Origin of the sequence: Luteimonas cucumeris (assembly GCF_007830035.1) — a bacterium.
GTDB lineage: Bacteria > Pseudomonadota > Gammaproteobacteria > Xanthomonadales > Xanthomonadaceae > Luteimonas_C > Luteimonas_C cucumeris.
Genome location: NZ_VLKN01000002.1, coordinates 286148 through 305007, shown reverse-complemented (window position 1 = coordinate 305007; position 18860 = coordinate 286148). Strand labels below are relative to the sequence as shown.

Sequence of the window (18860 nt, the reverse complement as noted above, 5' to 3'; positions counted from 1 at the left end):
CTACAGCACTTCCGACGCGTAATCGGCCAGTCGTGAACGCTCGCCGCGACGCAGGGTGACATGCGCGCTGTGCGCCCAGCCTTTGAAGCGATCGACCGCGTAGGTCAGGCCCGAAGTCGTTTCGGTCAGGTACGGCGTATCGATCTGCTCGACGTTGCCGAGGCAGACGATCTTGGTGCCGGGGCCGGCGCGGGTGACCAGCGTCTTCATCTGTTTCGGCGTCAGGTTCTGCGCCTCGTCCAGGATCAGCCAGCGGTTGAGGAAGGTACGGCCGCGCATGAAGTTGAGCGAGCGGATCTTGATGCGCGAGGCGAGCAGGTCGTTGGTCGCCGCGCGGCCCCAACTGCCGCCTTCCTGGTTGTGGGTGAGCACTTCCAGGTTGTCGGTCAACGCGCCCATCCACGGCGTCATCTTTTCTTCTTCGGTGCCCGGCAGGAAGCCGATGTCTTCGCCGACGCTGACCGTGGCGCGGGTCATGATGATCTCGCGATAGCGCTGTTGGTCCATGGTCTGCGCCAGCCCTGCGGCGAGCGCCAGCAGCGTCTTGCCGGTACCGGCGGTGCCGAGCAGGGTGACGAAGTCGATTTCCGGGTCCATCAGCGCATTGAGCGCAAAGTTCTGCTCACGGTTGCGCGCGGTGATGCCCCACACCGCATGCTGATTGCCGCGGTAGTCGTCGACGATCTGCAGCGTGACCTTGTCGTCGTCGACCCTGGCCACGCGCATCTCGGCATCTTCGTCGCCGGGCAGGTACAGGAACTGGTTCGGATACCAGTCGTCGTCTTTGCTGCGCTTGAGTTCGTAATAGGTGCGGCCCTTCTCGGTCCACGACTTGAGGTCGTTGCCGTGGCGCTGCCAGAAATCCTCCGGCAGCGCGGTCGCACCGGTGTACAGCAGGCTGAAATCGTCCAGCGCGCGATCGTTCTCGTAATCCTCCGACACGATGCCGGCGATCGCCGCCTTGATCCGCAGGTTGATGTCCTTGGACACGAACACCACCGGCACGCCGGGCTCCTCCTCGCGCAGCGTCAGGATCGCGCCGAGGATGTGGTTGTCCGGGATCACCGCGCCGAAGCGCTTGCCGGCATCGAAGGCCCTGGTCTGGAAGCGGAGCTTGCCGATGCTCTGCTCGCCACGCAGCTGCAGCCCCTGCGGGCGCAGCAGGGTGATGCCGGTGGCGATCTTGTCGGTGCCCTGGCTCTCGATCAGTTCGTTGAGGAAGCGGCTGACCTGACGCGCGTTGCGGCTGGCTTCCGACGTGCCCTTCTTGCCGTTGTCCAATTCCTCGATGACCTGCATCGGAAGGAAGACATCGTGCTCCTCGAATTTGAACAGCGCGGTCGGATCGTGCATCAGGACGTTGGTGTCGAGCACGTAGATCCGCTTTCCTTTCGTCATCGGGTCATCCTGGGTGGTGGGCGAACGGGCAGGAGCGGGCCACCGCGGCCCGCGCGGCGGGGCAGTGGAGCATGGGGCGGGAATGTTGCGTCACTGTGCCTGGGCTGCCTTCAGGGCCTGCAGCACTTCATATGCATGTCCGGCGACGCGGACGCCGCGCCAGGACTGCGCGATGCGGCCCTTCGGGTCGATCAGGAAGGTGCTGCGCTCGATGCCGATGTACTCGCGGCCATAGAGCTTTTTCGGCTTGATCACGCCGAACGCATTGCCGAGCGTCTCATCGGCGTCGCTGACCAGGTCGAAGCGGAAGCCCTGCTTGTCGCAGAAATTCTGGTGCGACTTGATCGAATCGCGCGACACGCCGAGCACGGTGGCGTCGAGCTTGGTGAACTTCGGCAACAGCGCGTTGAACTCGAGGCCCTCGGTGGTGCAGCCGGGCGTCGAATCCTTCGGATAGAAATACAGGACCAGCCAATGGCCGGCATGGTCGGACGTGTTCGCGGTGATTCCGCTGGACAGCGCCAGCGGCAGTTTCGGAACCTTGTCGCCGGTATCGAGCATGTCAGAACTTCATCGGATCCATGATCGCGTCCAGGTTGAGATGGTCGCAGAACTCGAGGAAATCGTCGCGCAGCGCGGCGATGTGCATGTCGGCGGGCACGCCGATGGTCAGTTGCGCCGAGAACATGTCGGCGCCGGTCTGCATGGCGCGATAGCGCGAACAATGCAGGCTCTCGATGGTGATGCCCTGGCGATCGAAGAAATCGGCCAGCTGGAACAGGATGCCGGGCTTGTCCGAGGCCACCACTTCGACCACGTACGGCAGCAGGTTGGACTGGATCGGCTTGGGACCAGTGCGGTACCAGACCAGCTTCAGGCCTTCCTCGCGCTCGAGCCGGGTCAGCATCGCTTCGAGCTTGGCCACCGCGTCCCAGGAACCGACCGCCAGCGCGGTCACCGACACATCCCGGCCGACGGTGCTCAGGCGCGTGTCGACGAGGTTGCAACCGCTGTCGGCGATGCGCCGCGTCACACCCAGCAGTGGTGACTGCGGGTGCGTCGTATAGGCGTTGATCAGCAGGTAATTCTCGTTCGGCGAGGGCCGTGGAGCGGTGTCGGAATCGGTCAAGGCGGCGTCCGCGGCAGCGAGTGATATGAACGGCAGCCCGGTATCGGGCCGGAAGCCGTTGCCAGCATACTTGCCCCTGCTTTGAAGCCGCAAGTAACATTCGTGCGATCTTCCACGATCCCGAGCCTGCGCATCCGCGTCCAGGCCATCCACCAAGAGCATTCCCGCTTGCGACTTTCAGGCAGCATCACCGCGTTGGCCACACCGTTCACGGTGTCGGGCGAAATCGACCTGGATGCCTGGCGTCGCCTGCTGCAGACGCAGCTGGAGGGCCGTACCCAGGCCGTCGTAGTGGCCGGTTCCACCGGCGAAGCGGCGGCGCTGCTCGATGCGGAATACGACGCGTTGCTGCGCAGTGCCGTGGACGTCATCGCCGGACGCATTCCGGTGCTGGCCGGAACCGGTCATTCCAATACCGCCAAGACCATCGAACAGACCCGTCGCGCCGCCGCTTCCGGCGCCGATGCCGCCCTCGTCGTCACGCCGCCGTACGTGCGCCCCACCCAGGCGGGGCTGGACGCGCATTACCGCGCGATCGCCGACGATGGCGCGTTGCCCGTGGTGATGTACAACGTGCCCACGCGGACCGGTTGCGACCTGTTGCCGGAAACCGCAGCCCGGCTGGTTGCGCACGAGCGCATCGTCGGCATCAAGGAAGCGCGCAGCGAACCCGAGCGCATGTCCGCCTGGCTCGCATTGCGCCGCGACGGTTTTTCCGTGCTCAGCGGCGACGATGCGACCGCCTGCCGCGCGATGCTGGCCGGTGCGGACGGCGTGATCTCGGTGGCCTCGAACGTATTGCCGCATGCATTCCGCCGCCTGTGCGAGCTGGCCCGCAAAGGCGATGCCGCCGCGCAGGACTGGGATGCGCGGATGCGCGAGATCTACGATTTCCTCGGCGTTGAGCCGAATCCGATTCCCTTGAAGGCGTTGCTGCAGCGCCTCGGCCTCGGCTATGGCCTGCGGTTGCCGCTGCAGTCGCTGTCGCCGGTGCACGCGGGCGCCGTAGAACACCAGGTCGCCGCCATCCTCGATCTAGAAAACGCCTGCCGCGACACACTCGCGGCCTGACCCCAGCAGGAGATATCCGATGCGCCATCTGTCCGTTCCTTCCCGTAACGTTGCCGTCGCCTTGCTGGCGGTGGCCATCGTCGGCGCCTCCGGTTGCAGTTGGTTCCGCAAGGACAACGAAATCTACAAGCAGAGCGCCGAAAGCCGGCCGCTGGAAATCCCGCCGGACCTCGATCGCCCCAACACCGAAGCGGCGATGAACCTGCCGGCCAGCGTGACCGCCTCGCAGGTGGCCGCGCAGCGTGGCAGCGCCAACACCGCTTCGCCGGTCGGCTTCGCCACCGCCGGCACGCGCGACGAGGTATTCGCCAGGATCGGCGAAGTGCTGGCGGCGACCAGTGGCGTGACCGTCGTCAGCAAGGCACAGTTGCTGGGCACCTACGATGTCGATTTCGAAGGCAGCAAGTTCCTGGTGCGCGTGGCGCAGTCCGGCGATGGCGCCTATGTGTCCGCGGTCGACCCGCGCGGTCTGCCGGCGACCGGTCCAGCCCCGGCCAAGCTGATGGCGGCATTGAAGGCCGGGTTGAGCGGCTGAGCGCCACAAAAAAACGATGAAGACTGGAACGGGCGCCAAGGCGCCCGTTCTGTTGCCAGCTGGCGATGGCTGACCGATTACGGCCGGATTACTTTTCCAGCAGCGGCAACTTGTCCGGCTTGCCTTCCCAGTCCTTGGCGTCGGGCAGGCCGTCCTTGCGCGTGGTGATCACCGGCCAGGCCTTCGAGAGCTCGGCATTGAGGGCGACAAACTGTTCCTGCCCGGCGGGCACGTCGTCCTCCGGATAGATCGCATTGATCGGGCATTCCGGCTCGCACAACGTGCAGTCGATGCATTCGTCCGGATCGATCACCAGGAAGTTCGGGCCTTCGTGGAAGCAGTCGACCGGACACACCTCCACGCAGTCGGTGTATTTGCACTTGATGCAGTTTTCGGTGACGACGAAGGGCATGGCGAGAGTCGATGCGACGGACAGGCGTGCATAGTCTAGCGCCCGCTGTCATTCCGGGCGAAGCGAGATCGCCTGTTCCTGCCGCCATGTGGACGCAAAGCTGTTCGCATCGCCCGGAATGACGGCGAAAAAAAAGCCCGCATGCTGTTGCGCGGGCTTCGGATATGGCGCTCCCTACGGGATTCGAACCCGTGTTTTAGCCTTGAGAGGGCCACGTCCTGGGCCTCTAGACGAAGGGAGCGATGTGGCTCGCATTGCGGCGTGCCCCGGCTGGACGGCCGGCGGGCCACCCGGACGGGCGGCTCAGCTTGCTAGTATAGCAAGCGAGCGGATGCCGACTAGGGCAACTGCCGGACCCGAGTCCCTTCCTGCCTGATGCCGACCCAACTCCAGCCAATCCCGACCTCGCTGCGGATCATCCCCCGCGACCAGCATTCCATTTCGCGCAAGGACATCAGTCCGAACGCGCTGCGCGTGCTGTACCGGCTGCGCGACGCGGGCTTCGCAGCCTATCTGGTCGGCGGCGCGGTGCGCGACCTGCTGGTCGGCGGCCATCCCAAGGACTTCGACGTCGCCACCGACGCTACTCCTGAGCAGGTCAAGCAGCAGTTCCGCAACTGCCGCCTGATCGGCCGGCGCTTCCGTCTGGCGCACGTGGTGTTCGGCCGCGAGATCATCGAAGTCGCGACCTTTCGCGCCAACATCGACGACGGCAGCGGCGACCGCGAGCTGGCCGAGGGCCGGCTGGTGCGCGACAACGTCTACGGCAGCATCGAGGACGATGCGGTGCGTCGCGACTTCACCGCCAACGCGCTGTATTACGCGATCGAGGATTTCTCGGTGCGCGACTACGTCGGCGGCTACGAGGATGTGCAGGCGCGCGTGCTCAAGCTGATCGGCGATCCCGTCGAGCGCTACCGCGAGGATCCGGTACGGATGCTGCGCGCGATCCGGCTGGCGGCCAAGCTCGAGTTCAGCATCGACGCGGCCACCGCCGCGCCGATCGCCGAACTGGCGCCCTTGCTGGCCCAAGCCGCGCCGGCGCGACTGTTCGAGGAATGTCTCAAGCTGTTCCTGTCCGGCCATGCCGCTGCCGGTTTCGAAGGCCTGGAGCGCCATGGCCTGCTGCCGGCGCTGTTCCCTGAAAGCGCCGCCGCGTTGACTGCCAACCGCAGCGGCGCATTGCGGCGCATGTTGCTGCAGGGCCTGCGCGCCACCGACAAGCGCGTGGCCGAGGACGAACCGGTGTCGCCAGCGTTCCTGTTCGCAGTGCTGTTATGGCCGGCCTATTGCCGCGCGTTGATGGCGCTGCAGGCGCAGGGCGTGCATGCTGCCGAGGCGCAGCGTCGCGCGGCGGATCGCGTGACCCTGCACCAGGCATCGACGATCGCATTGCCGCGACGCTTCTCGCTGCCGATGCAGGAAATCTGGCTGTTGCAGTCGCGTTTCGCGCAGCGCAAGCGCGTGCCGCGATTGCTCGGTCATCCGCAGTTCCGCGCCGCCTACGATTTCCTGGTGCTGCGCCTGAGCGCTTCGGACGAGCATGCCGAGGACGTCGCGTTCTGGCGCCAGGCACAGGCGGAAGCCGGCGAGCCTTCGGGCGAGGATGAGCCCGCGTTCGAAGGCGACGGCACACCACGCAAGCGTCGTCGTCGCCGTCGGCGCAGTCCCGCCGCCAGCGGGTGAGCGCAACCGGCTCGCCGCCACCGCCGGGGACCTGCTTCGTCGGCCTCGGTGGCAACATCGGCGACGCCGCGGCGACGCTGCGCGCGGCGTTCGACGAATTGGCCGCCTTGCCCGGCACGCGCCTGCTGCGCGCGTCGCAGCTGTATCGCACTCCGGCGTGGGGTATGGAGCGTCAGCCCGATTTCATCAATGCAGTGGCGATGCTGGACACCCGGCTCGCGCCGCAGTCCTTGCTGGAGCATCTGCTGGCCATCGAGTGCCGGCATGGCCGCGTGCGTGAGGACGGCCAGCGCTGGGGGCCGCGCACGCTGGACCTGGACCTGCTGCTGTATGGCGATGCGGTGACCGATCAGCCCGGCCTGCACGTACCGCATCCGCAGATGCACTTGCGCGCATTCGTGCTGCGGCCGCTGGTCGAGATCGCGCCGGACGCGATCATTCCCGGCGTCGGCCCTGCGGCGGCGGCGCTGGAAGCGCTCGCCGACGACGGCATCCGGCCTTTGCAGTAGCGGAGACGGTTTGGTTCGCGCGGGAAGCCGTGCCGGACAAAAGCGTTATCCTTCGATGCTCGCGAATGTACGTTGGCATCGACCCCGATTCGTGGAAAAGCCGAGGAAAACATGGCCGCGCCCGACAACAAACCCTGGACCATTCCCGGCCTCGCCGCCGCCAAGCAGGCCGGCCAGAAACTGGCGATGCTCACCGCCTACGACACCGGCTTCGCGCGCGCGTTCGATGCCAATGGCGTCGACCTGATCCTGGTCGGAGACTCGCTCGGCATGGTAGTGCAGGGGCATGCATCGACGTTGCCGGTGACCGTCGACGACATCGTCTATCACACCGCCAATGTCGCGCGCGGGTTGTCGCGCGCATTGCTGGTCGCCGACCTGCCGTTCCAGGCCGACGCGACGTCGCAACGGGCGCTCGATGCGGCCACGCGCCTGTTGCAGGCCGGTGCGCAGATGGTCAAGCTCGAAGGCGCCGGCCCGCACAAGCTGGAGGCAGTCCGCTTCCTGGTCGAACGCGAAATTCCCGTCTGTGCGCATCTAGGCCTCACCCCGCAATCGGTGCTGCGCTTCGGTGGCTACAAGGTGCAGGGACGCGAGGAAGTCGCGGCTCGCCAGTTGCGCGAGGACGCGCAGGCCGTCGCTGCGGCCGGGGCGCAGTTGCTGGTGCTGGAGTGCGTGCCGTCACCGCTGGCGGCGGCGATTACCGGCGCGGTTTCGATACCGACCATCGGTATCGGCGCCGGTCCGGACTGCGACGGGCAGGTACTGGTGCTGCACGATTTCCTCGGCCTGGACAGCGGCCATCGCCGGCCGCGTTTCGTCAAGGATTTTCTGGCCGAAGGCGGCTCCGTCGCCGGCGCGGTACGCGCCTATGTCGCCGCCGTGCACGATGGCAGTTTCCCGGATGCCGAACATTCCTACGCCTGACGGCATCCCGGGAAACGTGGGCATTGTGCGCGGATAGAATCCGGAGGAAGCGATACGGCGCCATTTGTTCCCGGATCCGCGTTTGCGGAGTTGATCCTGCTCAATGGCATCTTCCACAGGCACCCATGATCGAAATCATCAATGAACTGGATGCGCTGCGAGCGCGCATCGGCGAGTGGAAACATGCCGGCCAGCGGATCGCGCTGGTGCCCACCATGGGCAACCTGCATGCCGGCCATCACTCGCTGGTCGCACTGGCGCGCCAACATGCCGATCGTGTCGTTGCCAGCGTGTTCGTCAATCCGACGCAGTTCGGCCCCAACGAGGATTTCGCGCGCTACCCGCGCACGCCGGATGCCGATGCGGCTGGACTGGAAGCCAGCGGCTGCGACGTGATGTGGCTGCCGTCGGTCGATACCATGTATCCCCATGGCGCGGAACACGCCGTCGGCATCCGCGTGCCGGGCGTGACCGACATGCTCGAAGGCGCGCATCGCCCCGGCCATTTCGATGGCGTCGCCACGGTCGTGGCGCGACTGTTCAACCAGGTGCAGCCCGACGTGGCCGTGTTCGGTCGCAAGGACTATCAGCAATTCGCGGTGATCCGTTACCTGGTACGCGATCTGGCGTTCCCGATCGAGCTGGTCGCGGCACCGACCAGGCGCGAGTCGGACGGTCTGGCGATGAGCTCCCGCAACCAGTATCTGTCGGCCGTGGAGCGACCCGCCGCCGCGTCGATCCATCGCACGTTGCTGGCGATGCGGGACGGGATCCAATCCGGCCGGCCGCGTGCGGAGGTCGAACGCAATGCCGCGGTACAGCTGCAGGACGCCGGTTTCGCCGTGGATTACGCCGTCGTGCGCACGGCAGAGCTGGCAGAGCCGGATGCAGGTGACACCGGACCTTTCGTCGCCCTGGTCGCGGCGCGGCTGGGACGGACCCGGCTGATCGACAATCTCGAGTTCGACAGGGTCTGAAATATCCTCGTTGGCGGCGCCCGGCGGCGAAACAAACATGTGAACACGGGCGACGGCGGATCGCGGCATCCGTGCCCTGAATCCGCGGCAACGTTTTGTTGCAGTGCGGAAAATCGACCCTATACTCCGCCAATCGGGCTGTCGCCCTCCGAATCCGGCCGAGCCTCGCCATGCAACTGACCCTGCTTAAAGCCAAGATCCACCGCGCCACCATCACCCACGCCGAACTGCATTACGAAGGCTCGTGCGCGATCGATGGCCGCCTGCTCGATATTTCGGGCATCCGTGAATACGAGCGGATCGAGATCTACAACATCAACAACGGCGAGCGTTTCGCGACCTACGCGATCCGCGGCGAGGAGGGCAGCGGCATGATCTCGGTCAACGGCGCCGCCGCGCACAAGGCGCAGCCGGGCGACCTGGTGATCATCTGTGCGTACGGGGCCTGCAGCGAAGCCGAAGCGGCCGCGTTCAAGCCGACCCTGGTCTACGTCGACCGCGACAACCGGTTGACCCACACCAACACTTCCATACCCGCGCAGGCGGCCTGACGCGTGGCCGGCGGCCACTTCGATCGCCTGCGCGCGCATGCGGCACGGCTGGAAGACACGCCGCTGTCGCGAATGGCAGCCGAGGACCCTGCCCGTCCGCGCGACCTGGCGCTGCGAGTCGGTCCGCTGTACGCGAACTTCGCGCGCCAACGTTACGACCGCGAGGCGCTGGAATGCCTGTTCGCTTTCGCCGATGCCGCCGACCTGGAAGGCGCGCTGAGGAAATTGTTCGCCGGCATGCCGGTCAACGCCACCGAGGGCCGGGCTGCCCTGCACACGGCGTTGCGCGGCGACCCTTCCGGCAACGCCGTGGCGGGCGACGCGCACGCTCAGGCGTTGCAGGCGCGCACACGGATGCGCGGGCTGGTCGAGACGCTGGAAGCTTCCGATGTCACCGACATCGTCAGCGTCGGCATCGGTGGATCGGACCTCGGACCGCGGCTGGTGGTTGATGCGTTGTCGACGCCGCTGCCGCGGCGTTTCCGTGTCCATTTCCTTTCCAACGTCGACGGCAGCGCGGTGCAGCGCGTGCTCGCCGGCCTGGATCCGAAACACACCGCAGCGATCCTGATCTCGAAGACGTTCGGCACCCAGGAGACGCTGCTCAACGGAGCCATCGTCCGCGACTGGCTCGACAACGACGAGCGCGTCTACGCGGTCAGCGCCAACGTGCCGCGTGCCGACGCGTTCGGCATCGCGCCGGAACGCATCCTGCCGATGTGGGACTGGGTCGGTGGCCGTTATTCGCTATGGTCGGCGGTTGGCTTCCCGATCGCACTGGCGATCGGCATGGACGCCTTCGAGGCGCTGCTGGCCGGTGCCGCTGAGATGGACCGGCACGCCCTGACCGCTACATCGGCGCGGAACCTGCCGGTGTGGCATGCGTTGACCGCGGTCTGGAACCGCAACGCACTCGGTGCGACGACGCAGGCCGTGCTCCCGTACGACGAGCGCCTGAAACTGCTGCCCAGCTATCTGCAGCAGCTGGTGATGGAAAGCCTCGGCAAGAGCGCACGCCTCGACGGCGCCGAACTGCGCGAGCAGACCGTTCCGGTGTGGTGGGGCGGGGCGGGCACTGACACGCAGCACAGCTTCTTCCAGGCCTTGCACCAGGGCACGCAGATCGTGCCGGCCGACTTCATCGGCGTGGTGCGCGGCGACGATCCACATGCCGGCAATCGCAAGGCGCTGCTCGCCAACCTGCTGGCGCAGACCGAGGCGCTCGCCAATGGCCTGGCCAGCGACGATGCCCATCGCGCCTACGCCGGCAACCGGCCGAGCACGATGATCCTGCTCGATGCGCTGACGCCGCAATCGCTGGGCATGCTGATCGCGCTGTACGAACACAGCGTGTACCTGCAGTCGGTGCTGTGGGGCATCAACGCGTTCGACCAGTTCGGCGTCGAACTCGGCAAGCAGGTCGCCAATCGCCTGCTGCCGGCGCTCAACGGCGAGGCCGAAGCCGACGACCCGGTCACGCACCGACTGCTTGCCGAGATCCGTAGCCAGGGTTTGTAGGGCGGAGCTTGCTCGGCTTCCGTTGCTTCTAAGCCGTCATCCTCGCGAAGGCGGGATCCAGTGCCTTTGCTTCGCTTTCGAAGAGCGGAGCTCGCTGCGCTGATTCTTGCTTTAAAGGCAAAGGCTTCCGCCTTCGGCGGGGTACTTTCTTGCTGGCCCAAAGAAAGTAACCAAAGAAAGGGCCTGAAGCGACTGTCGGGCGCATGGTCGTTGTGACATACGAAAGCTGGCAGGCTTTCGTCGTTGTTGACCTTCTTTTCATCGCTTTCGAAGTCTGGTCGTCCATGTTTGCCAGGCCACTCAGGCAAGGGCATTCGGCGTCTACTGGGCAAATATCAGACAGGCGTCTTGCACGCACGCTGTCCTCCATGTCACTTAGGCCATAGCGCGGCCAAGCGCCACGAAAACAGGCGGAAGCAATTTCGCGCTACGAAGCGGCGTGTTGCGATAGCGCCCAGGCGACATGCTCGCGCACCACCGCATTGCCGTCGTGCTCGCGCGACTTCAGTGCGGCCACCACCTCCGGCGCAGTCGGTGCATTGCCCAGCGCCACGGCAATGTTGCGCAGCCAGCGCTCGTGGCCGCTGCGACGGATCGCGGAGCCCTCGGTGCGGCGCAGGAATTCGTCTTCGTCCCATGCGAACAGCTGCGCCAGCGTCGCGCGGTCCAGATCGTTGCGGGCGCGGAAATCCGGTTCGTCGGAACGTTTTGCGAACTTGTTCCAGGGACAGACGAGTTGACAGTCGTCGCAGCCGAAAATGCGGTTGCCGATCAGCGGACGCAGGTCTTCCGGGATCGCGCCTTCGTGTTCGATGGTGAGATAGGAAATGCAGCGTCGCGCGTCCAGCCGGTGCGGGGCGACGATCGCCTGCGTCGGGCAGATGTCGATGCAGCGCATGCAGGTGCCGCAATGTGCGGTGGCGGCTGCATCGGTCGGCAATGGCAGGTCGATGTAGATCTCGCCGAGGAAGAACCACGATCCGCCTTCCTTGTCGATCAGGCAGGTGTGCTTGCCGATCCAGCCAAGCCCGGCATTGCGCGCCAGCGCGCGTTCGAGCACCGGCGCGGAATCGACAAACACGCGATGGCCGAAAGGTCCGGTCTCCGCGGCGATGCGATCCGCCAGTTGCTGCAGGCGCTGCCGCATCAGCTTGTGGTAGTCGCGGCCCAGCGCGTAGCGCGCCACGTAGGCGCGCTCGCCGTTGGCGAGGTTCTGCCAGGCCGCATCGTCGTCGTCGCGACCATAGTCCAGGCCCACCGATATCACGCGCACGGTGCCCGGGATCAGTTCCTGCGGGCGCGAGCGCTTGTCGCCATGGCGCGCCATCCATTCCATCGATCCGTACAGGCCCTGCGCGAGCCACTCGCGCAGGTAGGCCTCGTCCGCGCCGAGGTCGATGTCGCTGATGCCGCAGCGCTGGAAGCCGAGCTCGCGCGACAGCTGCTTGATGCGCAGCGCGAGCTGGCGATGGTCGGGGCGGGCGATCGGGGATTCCACGCGCCAAGTATAGAATCACGCCATGAATCACCGCGTCCTGGAGCCGGGCCTCGCGCTGCACGCCGTCGATGCGGTGCGCCGCATCGAAGCGCGCGCCATCGCCGAGTTGGGTGGCGATGATTTCGCGCTGATGCGGCGTGCCGGAGAGGAGGCGTGGCGTTACGCGCTGCAGCACTGGCCCCAGGCGCAGAGGATCGTCGTGGCCTGCGGGCCGGGCAACAACGGTGGTGACGGCTACGTGCTCGCCCGCCACGCGCTGGAGGCGGGGCGCGATGTCGTGGTCGTCCACGCGTCCGGGCACTCGCCGAGCAGCGCATCATGCCGCCGTGCCGCGGCCGAGTTCACGGCCGCCGGCGGACGGGTAGATGTGTTCGAAGGCAGTTTCCCGGCGCCGGAACTCGTCGTCGATGCATTGTTCGGCATCGGCCTGTCGCGCGTGCCGGATGCCGATACGGCGGCCTTGATCGCCGCGATCGACCGTACTGGTGCACCGGTGCTGGCGCTGGACGTGCCCAGCGGCATCGATGCCGATCGCGGCGCCGCCGCAGGCGTCGCGATCCGGGCCACGCGCACCCTGCAGTTCATCGCCGCGCACGCCGGCCTGTATACCGGCGATGCGCTGGATCATGCCGGCGTTGCCGATGTCGCCGGCCTCGGTGTTGATGCTGGCGTGGAGGAAGCTGCGCGAGCGAGATTACTGCGGCGTGGCGATCTGTCGCGTTGGTTGCGATCGCGTCCGCGCAACAGCCACAAGGGCCGCAACGGCCACGTCCTGTGCGTCGGCGGCGATGCTGGCATGGGCGGCGCGATTGCGCTGTGCGCGGAGGCGGCATTGCGCTGCGGCGCCGGCCTGGTCAGCGTGGCGACGCACGCCGCGCACGCGGGCAACCTGCTGGTACGTCGACCGGAAGCGATGACGCTTGCGATTGCCGATGCGGAACAGATCCAGGCCCTGCTCGAACGGGCCGATGTCGTTGCGCTCGGCCCGGGGCTGGGCACGGCGACGTGGGGACGCGGTCTGTTCGATGCGGTCCTCGCCAGCGGCAAACCCTGCGTGATCGATGCCGATGCGCTAAACCTGCTGGCGACTGCGCCGCGCGCAGTGCCGCAGGCCGTGCTCACGCCACATCCCGGCGAAGCGGCACGCCTGCTTGGTATCGGCATTGCGCAAGTGCAGAACAACCGTTTCGTGGCGGCCGATGACCTCGCCGAAAGATTCACGTGTGCCGTGGTGCTGAAGGGCGCCGGCAGTATCGTGGCCGCGCCCGGCGAAACCGCGGCGGTGATCGCTGCCGGCAATCCCGGCATGGCGTCCGGCGGCATGGGCGATGTGTTGACAGGCGTGGTCGCGGCTCTGCTCGCGCAGGGATTGTCGTCGTCGGACGCCGCCGCCTGCGGCGCGTTGCTGCATGCCTGCGCAGGCGACGTCGCGGCACGCGATGGCGAACGCGGCCTGCTGGCTTCCGATCTGTTCCCGGCCTTGCGCAAACTGGCCAACCCATGAGTTCAGAACCGCGCATGAAATTCTTCCTCGTCGACAGCGAAGCCACCGAAACGCTGGGTCGCGCGCTGGCGACAACGCGCCCGGTCACCGCGGTCGTGCACCTGCACGGCGACCTCGGAGCGGGCAAGTCGACGCTGGCGCGGGCGATGTTGCGCGCGCTGGGCGTCAGCGGCGCGATTCGCAGCCCGACTTACACCCTGGTCGAACGCTATCCGCTGGCGGACGACGGCGAAGCCCTGCATCTGGACCTGTACCGGATCGCCGATGCCGGCGAGCTGGAATTCCTCGGCCTGGATGGCGCCGAGGCGGCGCTGTGGCTGGTCGAATGGCCGGAGCGGGGCGGTTCTGGCCTGCCTGCGGCCGATCTCCGGATCGAACTGGCCATCGCAGGCCCGGGGCGCGGTGTGGAATTGATCGCGATGTCGGAAACCGGTCGCGGCTGGCTGGAAGCGCTGCAGTCCAGCCCCGAGTTGCAGGCGATAGTTGCCGCAAGCTGACAGGAAGTTAACCCAGGTGCCGGATTCATAAGGGAAAAGTGCTTGCATTTAGTGGGGCTTGGTGCTTGAATCCGGGCCATGCGAGTCCGGGGAATCACCTTGCAACAAGTCCTGCTCGGCGCGGCCCTGCTGGCAGCCTTGTGCTGGAATCTTGCACAGGCCGGCGAAATCAAGGGCTTGCAGCTGACCACCGGCGCCACTGGCACCCGTGCCGAAGTCCAGCTCGACGCCAAGGCCGAGTACAAGGTGACCTCGCTGTCCGGCCCGGACCGGCTGGTGCTGGACCTGCCCGGCACGGACCTGGGCCGCGGGATCACGGCGCCGGCGGCCGCGGGCATCGTCAAGGCGGTACGCACCGGGCATCCACAGCCCGGCATCACCCGCATCGTGTTCGACCTGGAAACCGCGGTAGTCGCGCTGAAACCGCGACTGGAGCCGTCCGACAAGGGCGTGAGTCTGGTGCTGGAATGGCCGGGCGATGGTGGCGTCGACAGGTTGCCGGTCGCCGCTTCGGTCGAATCTTCGCCGGACGAAACGTCGTCCGAACAACCCGCGACCGATCCCGCGGCGAGCTCCGCGGCCGCGACCGCGCGCCTGATCGCGGCCTTGCCGGACGTGACGGCGGCAAAACCGGCGGCGGACAACGCCACCGAGCGGCTGATCGCCACGCTGCCAGGCGCTACGACGCCTTCGCCGCCAGCCACCGCGGCCGCGGCGCCTGCGGCGGGATCGCCATCATCTCCATCCTCGCCATCGACTTCGGCCATCGATGCGTTGCTGGCTGCGGGCGCGACCGCACCGGCAGCCGACACGCGGTCCCCGGTCGCCGCGCCAAGCGAGCCGACCTCTGCCAACACGCAGGCCCCGGTCAAGACCCTGCAGCAGGTGATGCGCGGACGCGGCATGCGGCCGCTGATCGTGGCCATCGATCCGGGCCACGGCGGCCAGGATCCGGGTGCGATCGGTCTGAAGGGCAAGCGCGAGAAGGACGTGACCCTGGCGATCGCCCGCGAACTGGCGCGCCAGGTCAATGCCACGCCCGGCCTGAAGGCGTACATGACCCGCAACAGCGACGTCTTCATCCCCTTGAACCGGCGCGCGCAGCTGGCACGCGCGGCCAAGGCCGACATCTTCCTGTCGATCCACGCCGACGCAGCGGAAAACCGCAGCGCCAACGGCTCGTCGGTCTACGTGCTGTCGCTGAAGGGCGCGTCGTCGCAGCGTGCGCGCTGGCTGGCGGACAAGGAAAACGCGGCCGACCTGATCGGCGGCGTCAGCCTGCAGAAGACCAGCAACATGCTGGCGTCGGTGCTGCTGGACCTGACCCAGAGCGGGCACATGAAAGCCTCGGAAGACGCAGCCAGCCACGTGCTCGACAGCATGGGACGCGTCGGCCATACGCGCCGGGTCGAACGCGCCAACTTCGCCGTGCTGCGCACATCGGACATGCCGGCGATGCTGGTCGAGACCGCTTTCATTTCCAATCCCGAGGAAGAACGACGGCTGAGCGATCCGAAATACCAGCGCCAGCTGGCTGCCGCCGTGCTCAGTGGCGTCAACACCTATTTCACCCGCCAGCCGCCGCCCGGCACGCTGTATGCTGCGCGTGCCGCCGCCGCGTCATCTTCGTCGTCGTCCGCTGTGGCCGTGGGTGGCGGTAGTCCCTAGCGGGTTGTCGAAACGATTTTCCTGACGCGGATCACGTCGACAAAGACGGATCGAACCTTCTGCGATTCCCCGGCGCAGGGCGGCATGCCTCTGTCTTCACCCGCTATCATTCCCGGGTGAGCATCCGTCAACTCCCCGATACCCTCATCAACCAGATCGCGGCCGGCGAGGTGGTCGAGCGTCCTGCGTCGGTGGTCAAGGAACTGGTCGAGAACGCGCTCGACGCCGGTGCGACACGTATCGACATCGACCTGGAAGAGGGCGGCGTACGCCTGATCCGCATCCGCGATGACGGCGGCGGCATCGCGGCCGACGATCTGCCGCTGGCGGTGGCACGGCACGCGACCAGCAAGATCGCATCGCTCGACGATCTGGAAGCCGTCGCCACGCTCGGTTTTCGCGGCGAAGCCCTGCCGTCGATCGCCTCGGTCAGCCGCTTCGCGCTGACTTCGCGCCATAACGGAGAAGAGCACGGCGCAACACTGCCAGTCGACGGCGGCCGGCTCGGCAACGTCGTGCCCAAGGCACATCCGCCGGGCACCACGGTCGAAGTGCGCGACCTGTTCTACAACGTGCCGGCGCGGCGCAAGTTCCTGCGCGCCGAACGCACCGAACTGGGCCACATCGAGGAATGGCTGCGCACGCTGGCCCTGGCACGGCCGGACGTCGAGCTTCGCCTGTCGCACAACGGCAAGGCGTCGCGCCGCTATCGCGGCGACGGCGGCATCGCCACGGCGGCGCGCATCGCCGAGACGCTGGGCGAGGAATTCTCGAAACAGACGCTGCGCATCGACCACGCCGCCGCCGGCCTGTCGCTGCACGGCTGGATCGCATTGCCGACCTATTCGCGCGCCAGCGCCGACCAGCAGTACCTGTACGTCAACGGTCGCTCGATACGCGATCGCAGCATCGCCCACGCCGTCAAGCAGGCCTACGCCGACGTGCTGTTCCATGGTCGCCAGCCGGCTTACGTATTGTTCCTGGAACTGGATCCGCGCCGCGTCGACGTCAACGTGCATCCGGCCAAGCACGAAGTGCGTTTCCGCGACGCGCGGCTGATCCACGATTTCGTCTATCGCACGCTGCACGATGCGCTGGCGCAGACCCGCGCCGGCCTTGTCGCAGGCGTTTCGACCGCTACCGATGCCGCGTCGGGCCTCGTTGCGACCGAAGCTTCTTCGACGGGGCTGTGGCGCATGCCGCAGGCGCCGTTGCCTATGCGCGACCTGCTGCCGGCAGGATCCGCGGTCGCCGATGCGCGTGCCGGTTACGCAGCGCTGTATGGCCAGCCCGCGACCGCTGCCGTGGCGGAATTCCCGGCTCTGCCGCAGGCCAACGACGGCGAAGTGCCGCCGCTGGGTTACGCCATCGCGCAGCTGCACGGCATCTTCATTCTCAGCGAGACGGTCGACGGCCTGATCATGGTCGACATGCACGCCGCGCACGAGCGCATCGGCTACGAGAAGCTCAAGCAGGCGCACGATGGCGCCGGCCTGCGCACGCAGCCGCTGCTGGTGCCGCAGATGGTGGCGGTTTCCGAACGAGAGGCGGACGTCGCCGAACGCGAGTCGGCGACGCTGGCTGAACTGGGTTTCGAACTGACCCGCAGCGGTCCGCAATCGCTGACCCTGCGCAGCGTGCCGGCGCTGCTGGCGCACGGCGACACCGAGGCGTTGCTGCGCGACGTGCTGGCCGATCTGCGCGAGCACGGCGAAAGCCGTCGCATCGCCGCGGCGCGCGACGAACTGCTGTCGACCATGGCCTGCCACGGCGCGGTACGCGCGCACCGGCGCCTGAGCCTGCCTGAAATGAATGCCCTGCTGCGCGAAATGGAAGCCACCGAACGTTCCGGCCAATGCAATCACGGCCGACCGACCTGGGCACGTTTCTCGTTGGCCGAAATCGACCGCTGGTTCCTGCGAGGACGTTGAGAATGAATCGAAGCTCCATCTGCTGCATCGCATTGTCTCTGGCCGCGCTGTCCATGACTGCCTGCCAGCGCGAGGCGCCGCGCTCGGCCGCTGATGCACCGACGGTCGCGTCGTCCAAGGCCGCGCCTGCCGATCCGCAGTTCGCGCAGGCGCAGCAGGCCTGGCGCGACCAGCGCCGCGACAACCTGCTCAAGCCCGATGGCTGGACCAGCCTGATCGGCCTGCACTGGATCGAACCGGGCCCGCACTACGTCGGCACCGCCGCCGACAACGGCATGCGCCTGGCGATGGGGCCGGCGCACGTCGGCATGCTCGACCTGCGCAAGAACGGCAAGGTCAGGCTGGTGCCCGACCGCAACGCGGTGCTGACTCTCGACGAGCAGCCGCTGAAGGATGCCGTCACCCTGGTCAGCGATACCGAAGGCGGCGAGGCGGGACCGAGCCGGCTCGGCTTCGATGAAGGCAAGGGCATCGCTACCGTGATCGAGCGCGGCGGAAGGTTCGCGTTGCGCGTCAAGCACGCAGATGCCCCGACGCGGACCGCCTTCGCCGGCCTCGACTACTGGCCGGCAGACGCCTCGTGGAAGGTCGTCGGCAAATTCGTGCCGCATCCGGCCGGCAAGACGATCGAGATCGCCGACATCACCGGCACGCTCAGCCAGGTGCCCAATCCCGGCGCGGTCGAATTCCAGCGCGATGGCAGGACCTATCGCCTGGAGGCGCTCGACGAAGGCGGCGACGAATTGTTCCTGGTGTTCGCCGACCGCACCAACGGCCACGGCAGCTACGGCGCGGGGCGTTTCCTGGATGCGCAGAAGCCGGACATTTCCGGTCGCGTCGTGCTCGATTTCAACCAGAGCTACAACCCGCCGTGCGCGTTCACGCCGTTCGCGACCTGTCCGTTGCCACCGCCTGAAAACCGCCTGGACCTGGCTGTGGAGTCCGGCGAAAAGGCCTACGCGAAATCGGCGCATTGATCGTTCCGGAACGAATCCGTCGCGGGCCGGTCGAATCCGGTTCGCCACTGTCCTCGTGCCTTCTCACGTTGC

Annotated in this window: 18 protein-coding genes and 1 tRNA gene; 13 read left to right on the top strand and 6 right to left on the bottom strand. The window is 66.9% G+C overall.

The annotated features are described in order from the left end of the window. The 3 genes from IP90_RS04475 to IP90_RS04465 form a co-directional block, all read right to left on the bottom strand. Positions 1 to 1398 carry a PhoH family protein gene (locus tag IP90_RS04475; protein WP_144898421.1) on the bottom strand — a complete coding sequence of 466 codons (1398 nt, stop codon included), beginning with the start codon at positions 1396 to 1398 and terminating at the stop codon, positions 1 to 3. 90 nt (positions 1399 to 1488) lie between these two features. Continuing rightward, positions 1489 to 1959: a peroxiredoxin gene (locus tag IP90_RS04470; protein WP_144898420.1), complete on the bottom strand. Its 471-nt coding sequence runs from the start codon at positions 1957 to 1959 to the stop codon at positions 1489 to 1491. A 1-nt stretch (position 1960) separates the two neighbouring features. Continuing rightward, positions 1961 to 2563, bottom strand: coding sequence for a glycine cleavage system transcriptional repressor (locus tag IP90_RS04465; RefSeq protein ID WP_242007498.1), 603 nt, complete (start codon positions 2561 to 2563; stop codon positions 1961 to 1963). Positions 2564 to 2695: 132 nt separating this feature from the next. Between IP90_RS04465 and dapA the strand changes: the two genes are divergently transcribed. Next, positions 2696 to 3598, top strand: a complete 903-nt coding sequence (dapA, locus tag IP90_RS04460) for a 4-hydroxy-tetrahydrodipicolinate synthase (RefSeq protein ID WP_144898418.1) — start codon at positions 2696 to 2698, stop codon at positions 3596 to 3598. Between the two features lie 19 nt (positions 3599 to 3617). Further along, positions 3618 to 4133, top strand: a complete 516-nt coding sequence (locus IP90_RS04455) for a hypothetical protein (protein ID WP_144898417.1) — start codon at positions 3618 to 3620, stop codon at positions 4131 to 4133. A gap of 88 nt (positions 4134 to 4221) precedes the next feature. On the opposite strand, the gene fdxA is transcribed toward IP90_RS04455, so the two are convergent. Together fdxA and IP90_RS04445 are read right to left on the bottom strand one after the other, a co-directional pair. Continuing rightward, complete coding sequence (gene fdxA / locus IP90_RS04450; RefSeq protein WP_144898416.1) at positions 4222 to 4545, bottom strand: ferredoxin FdxA; 324 nt, start codon at positions 4543 to 4545, stop codon at positions 4222 to 4224. A 165-nt stretch (positions 4546 to 4710) separates the two neighbouring features. Then, positions 4711 to 4786 (bottom strand) — tRNA-Glu (locus tag IP90_RS04445). A 134-nt stretch (positions 4787 to 4920) separates the two neighbouring features. Here IP90_RS04445 and pcnB point away from each other — a divergent pair. The 6 genes from pcnB (at position 4921) to pgi (ending at position 10713) form a co-directional block, all read left to right on the top strand. After that, the gene (pcnB, locus tag IP90_RS04440) at positions 4921 to 6231 is read left to right on the top strand and encodes a polynucleotide adenylyltransferase PcnB (RefSeq protein WP_144898415.1); all 1311 of its coding nucleotides are present in this window, start codon (positions 4921 to 4923) and stop codon (positions 6229 to 6231) included. After that, a complete protein-coding gene (gene folK, locus IP90_RS04435; protein WP_144898414.1) occupies positions 6228 to 6740 on the top strand; it encodes a 2-amino-4-hydroxy-6-hydroxymethyldihydropteridine diphosphokinase in 513 nt (170 codons plus the stop codon). Before pcnB ends, folK begins: the two co-directional genes overlap by 4 nt. Before the next feature lie 111 nt (positions 6741 to 6851). Beyond that, on the top strand, positions 6852 to 7667 hold the full coding sequence (gene panB, locus IP90_RS04430) for a 3-methyl-2-oxobutanoate hydroxymethyltransferase (protein ID WP_144898413.1): 816 nt from the start codon (positions 6852 to 6854) through the stop codon (positions 7665 to 7667). A 125-nt stretch (positions 7668 to 7792) separates the two neighbouring features. Then, a complete protein-coding gene (gene panC / locus IP90_RS04425) occupies positions 7793 to 8644 on the top strand; it encodes a pantoate--beta-alanine ligase (RefSeq protein WP_144898412.1) in 852 nt (283 codons plus the stop codon). A 170-nt stretch (positions 8645 to 8814) separates the two neighbouring features. Further along, the gene (gene panD, locus IP90_RS04420) at positions 8815 to 9195 is read left to right on the top strand and encodes an aspartate 1-decarboxylase (RefSeq protein WP_144898411.1); all 381 of its coding nucleotides are present in this window, start codon (positions 8815 to 8817) and stop codon (positions 9193 to 9195) included. Positions 9196 to 9198: 3 nt separating this feature from the next. Then, positions 9199 to 10713: a glucose-6-phosphate isomerase gene (pgi, locus tag IP90_RS04415; RefSeq protein WP_144898410.1), complete on the top strand. Its 1515-nt coding sequence runs from the start codon at positions 9199 to 9201 to the stop codon at positions 10711 to 10713. A 427-nt stretch (positions 10714 to 11140) separates the two neighbouring features. Here pgi and queG read toward each other — a convergent pair whose 3' ends face one another. Continuing rightward, positions 11141 to 12211, bottom strand: coding sequence for a tRNA epoxyqueuosine(34) reductase QueG (gene queG, locus IP90_RS04410; protein WP_144898409.1), 1071 nt, complete (start codon positions 12209 to 12211; stop codon positions 11141 to 11143). 22 nt (positions 12212 to 12233) lie between these two features. Here queG and IP90_RS04405 point away from each other — a divergent pair, with 22 nt between their 5' ends. From IP90_RS04405 to IP90_RS04385, 5 genes are all read left to right on the top strand, one after another. Then, positions 12234 to 13715 carry an NAD(P)H-hydrate dehydratase gene (locus IP90_RS04405; protein WP_144898408.1) on the top strand — a complete coding sequence of 494 codons (1482 nt, stop codon included), beginning with the start codon at positions 12234 to 12236 and terminating at the stop codon, positions 13713 to 13715. A gap of 14 nt (positions 13716 to 13729) precedes the next feature. Then, positions 13730 to 14212, top strand: a complete 483-nt coding sequence (gene tsaE, locus IP90_RS04400; RefSeq protein ID WP_144898407.1) for a tRNA (adenosine(37)-N6)-threonylcarbamoyltransferase complex ATPase subunit type 1 TsaE — start codon at positions 13730 to 13732, stop codon at positions 14210 to 14212. A gap of 99 nt (positions 14213 to 14311) precedes the next feature. Then, positions 14312 to 15880, top strand: a complete 1569-nt coding sequence (locus IP90_RS04395) for an N-acetylmuramoyl-L-alanine amidase (protein WP_425477068.1) — start codon at positions 14312 to 14314, stop codon at positions 15878 to 15880. Between the two features lie 116 nt (positions 15881 to 15996). Continuing rightward, positions 15997 to 17811 (top strand): DNA mismatch repair endonuclease MutL, encoded by a 1815-nt coding sequence (gene mutL, locus IP90_RS04390; RefSeq protein WP_144898405.1) that lies wholly within the window; start codon positions 15997 to 15999, stop codon positions 17809 to 17811. Between the two features lie 2 nt (positions 17812 to 17813). Further along, positions 17814 to 18788 carry a DUF1684 domain-containing protein gene (locus IP90_RS04385; protein ID WP_144898404.1) on the top strand — a complete coding sequence of 325 codons (975 nt, stop codon included), beginning with the start codon at positions 17814 to 17816 and terminating at the stop codon, positions 18786 to 18788. Positions 18789 to 18860: the final 72 nt, after the last annotated feature.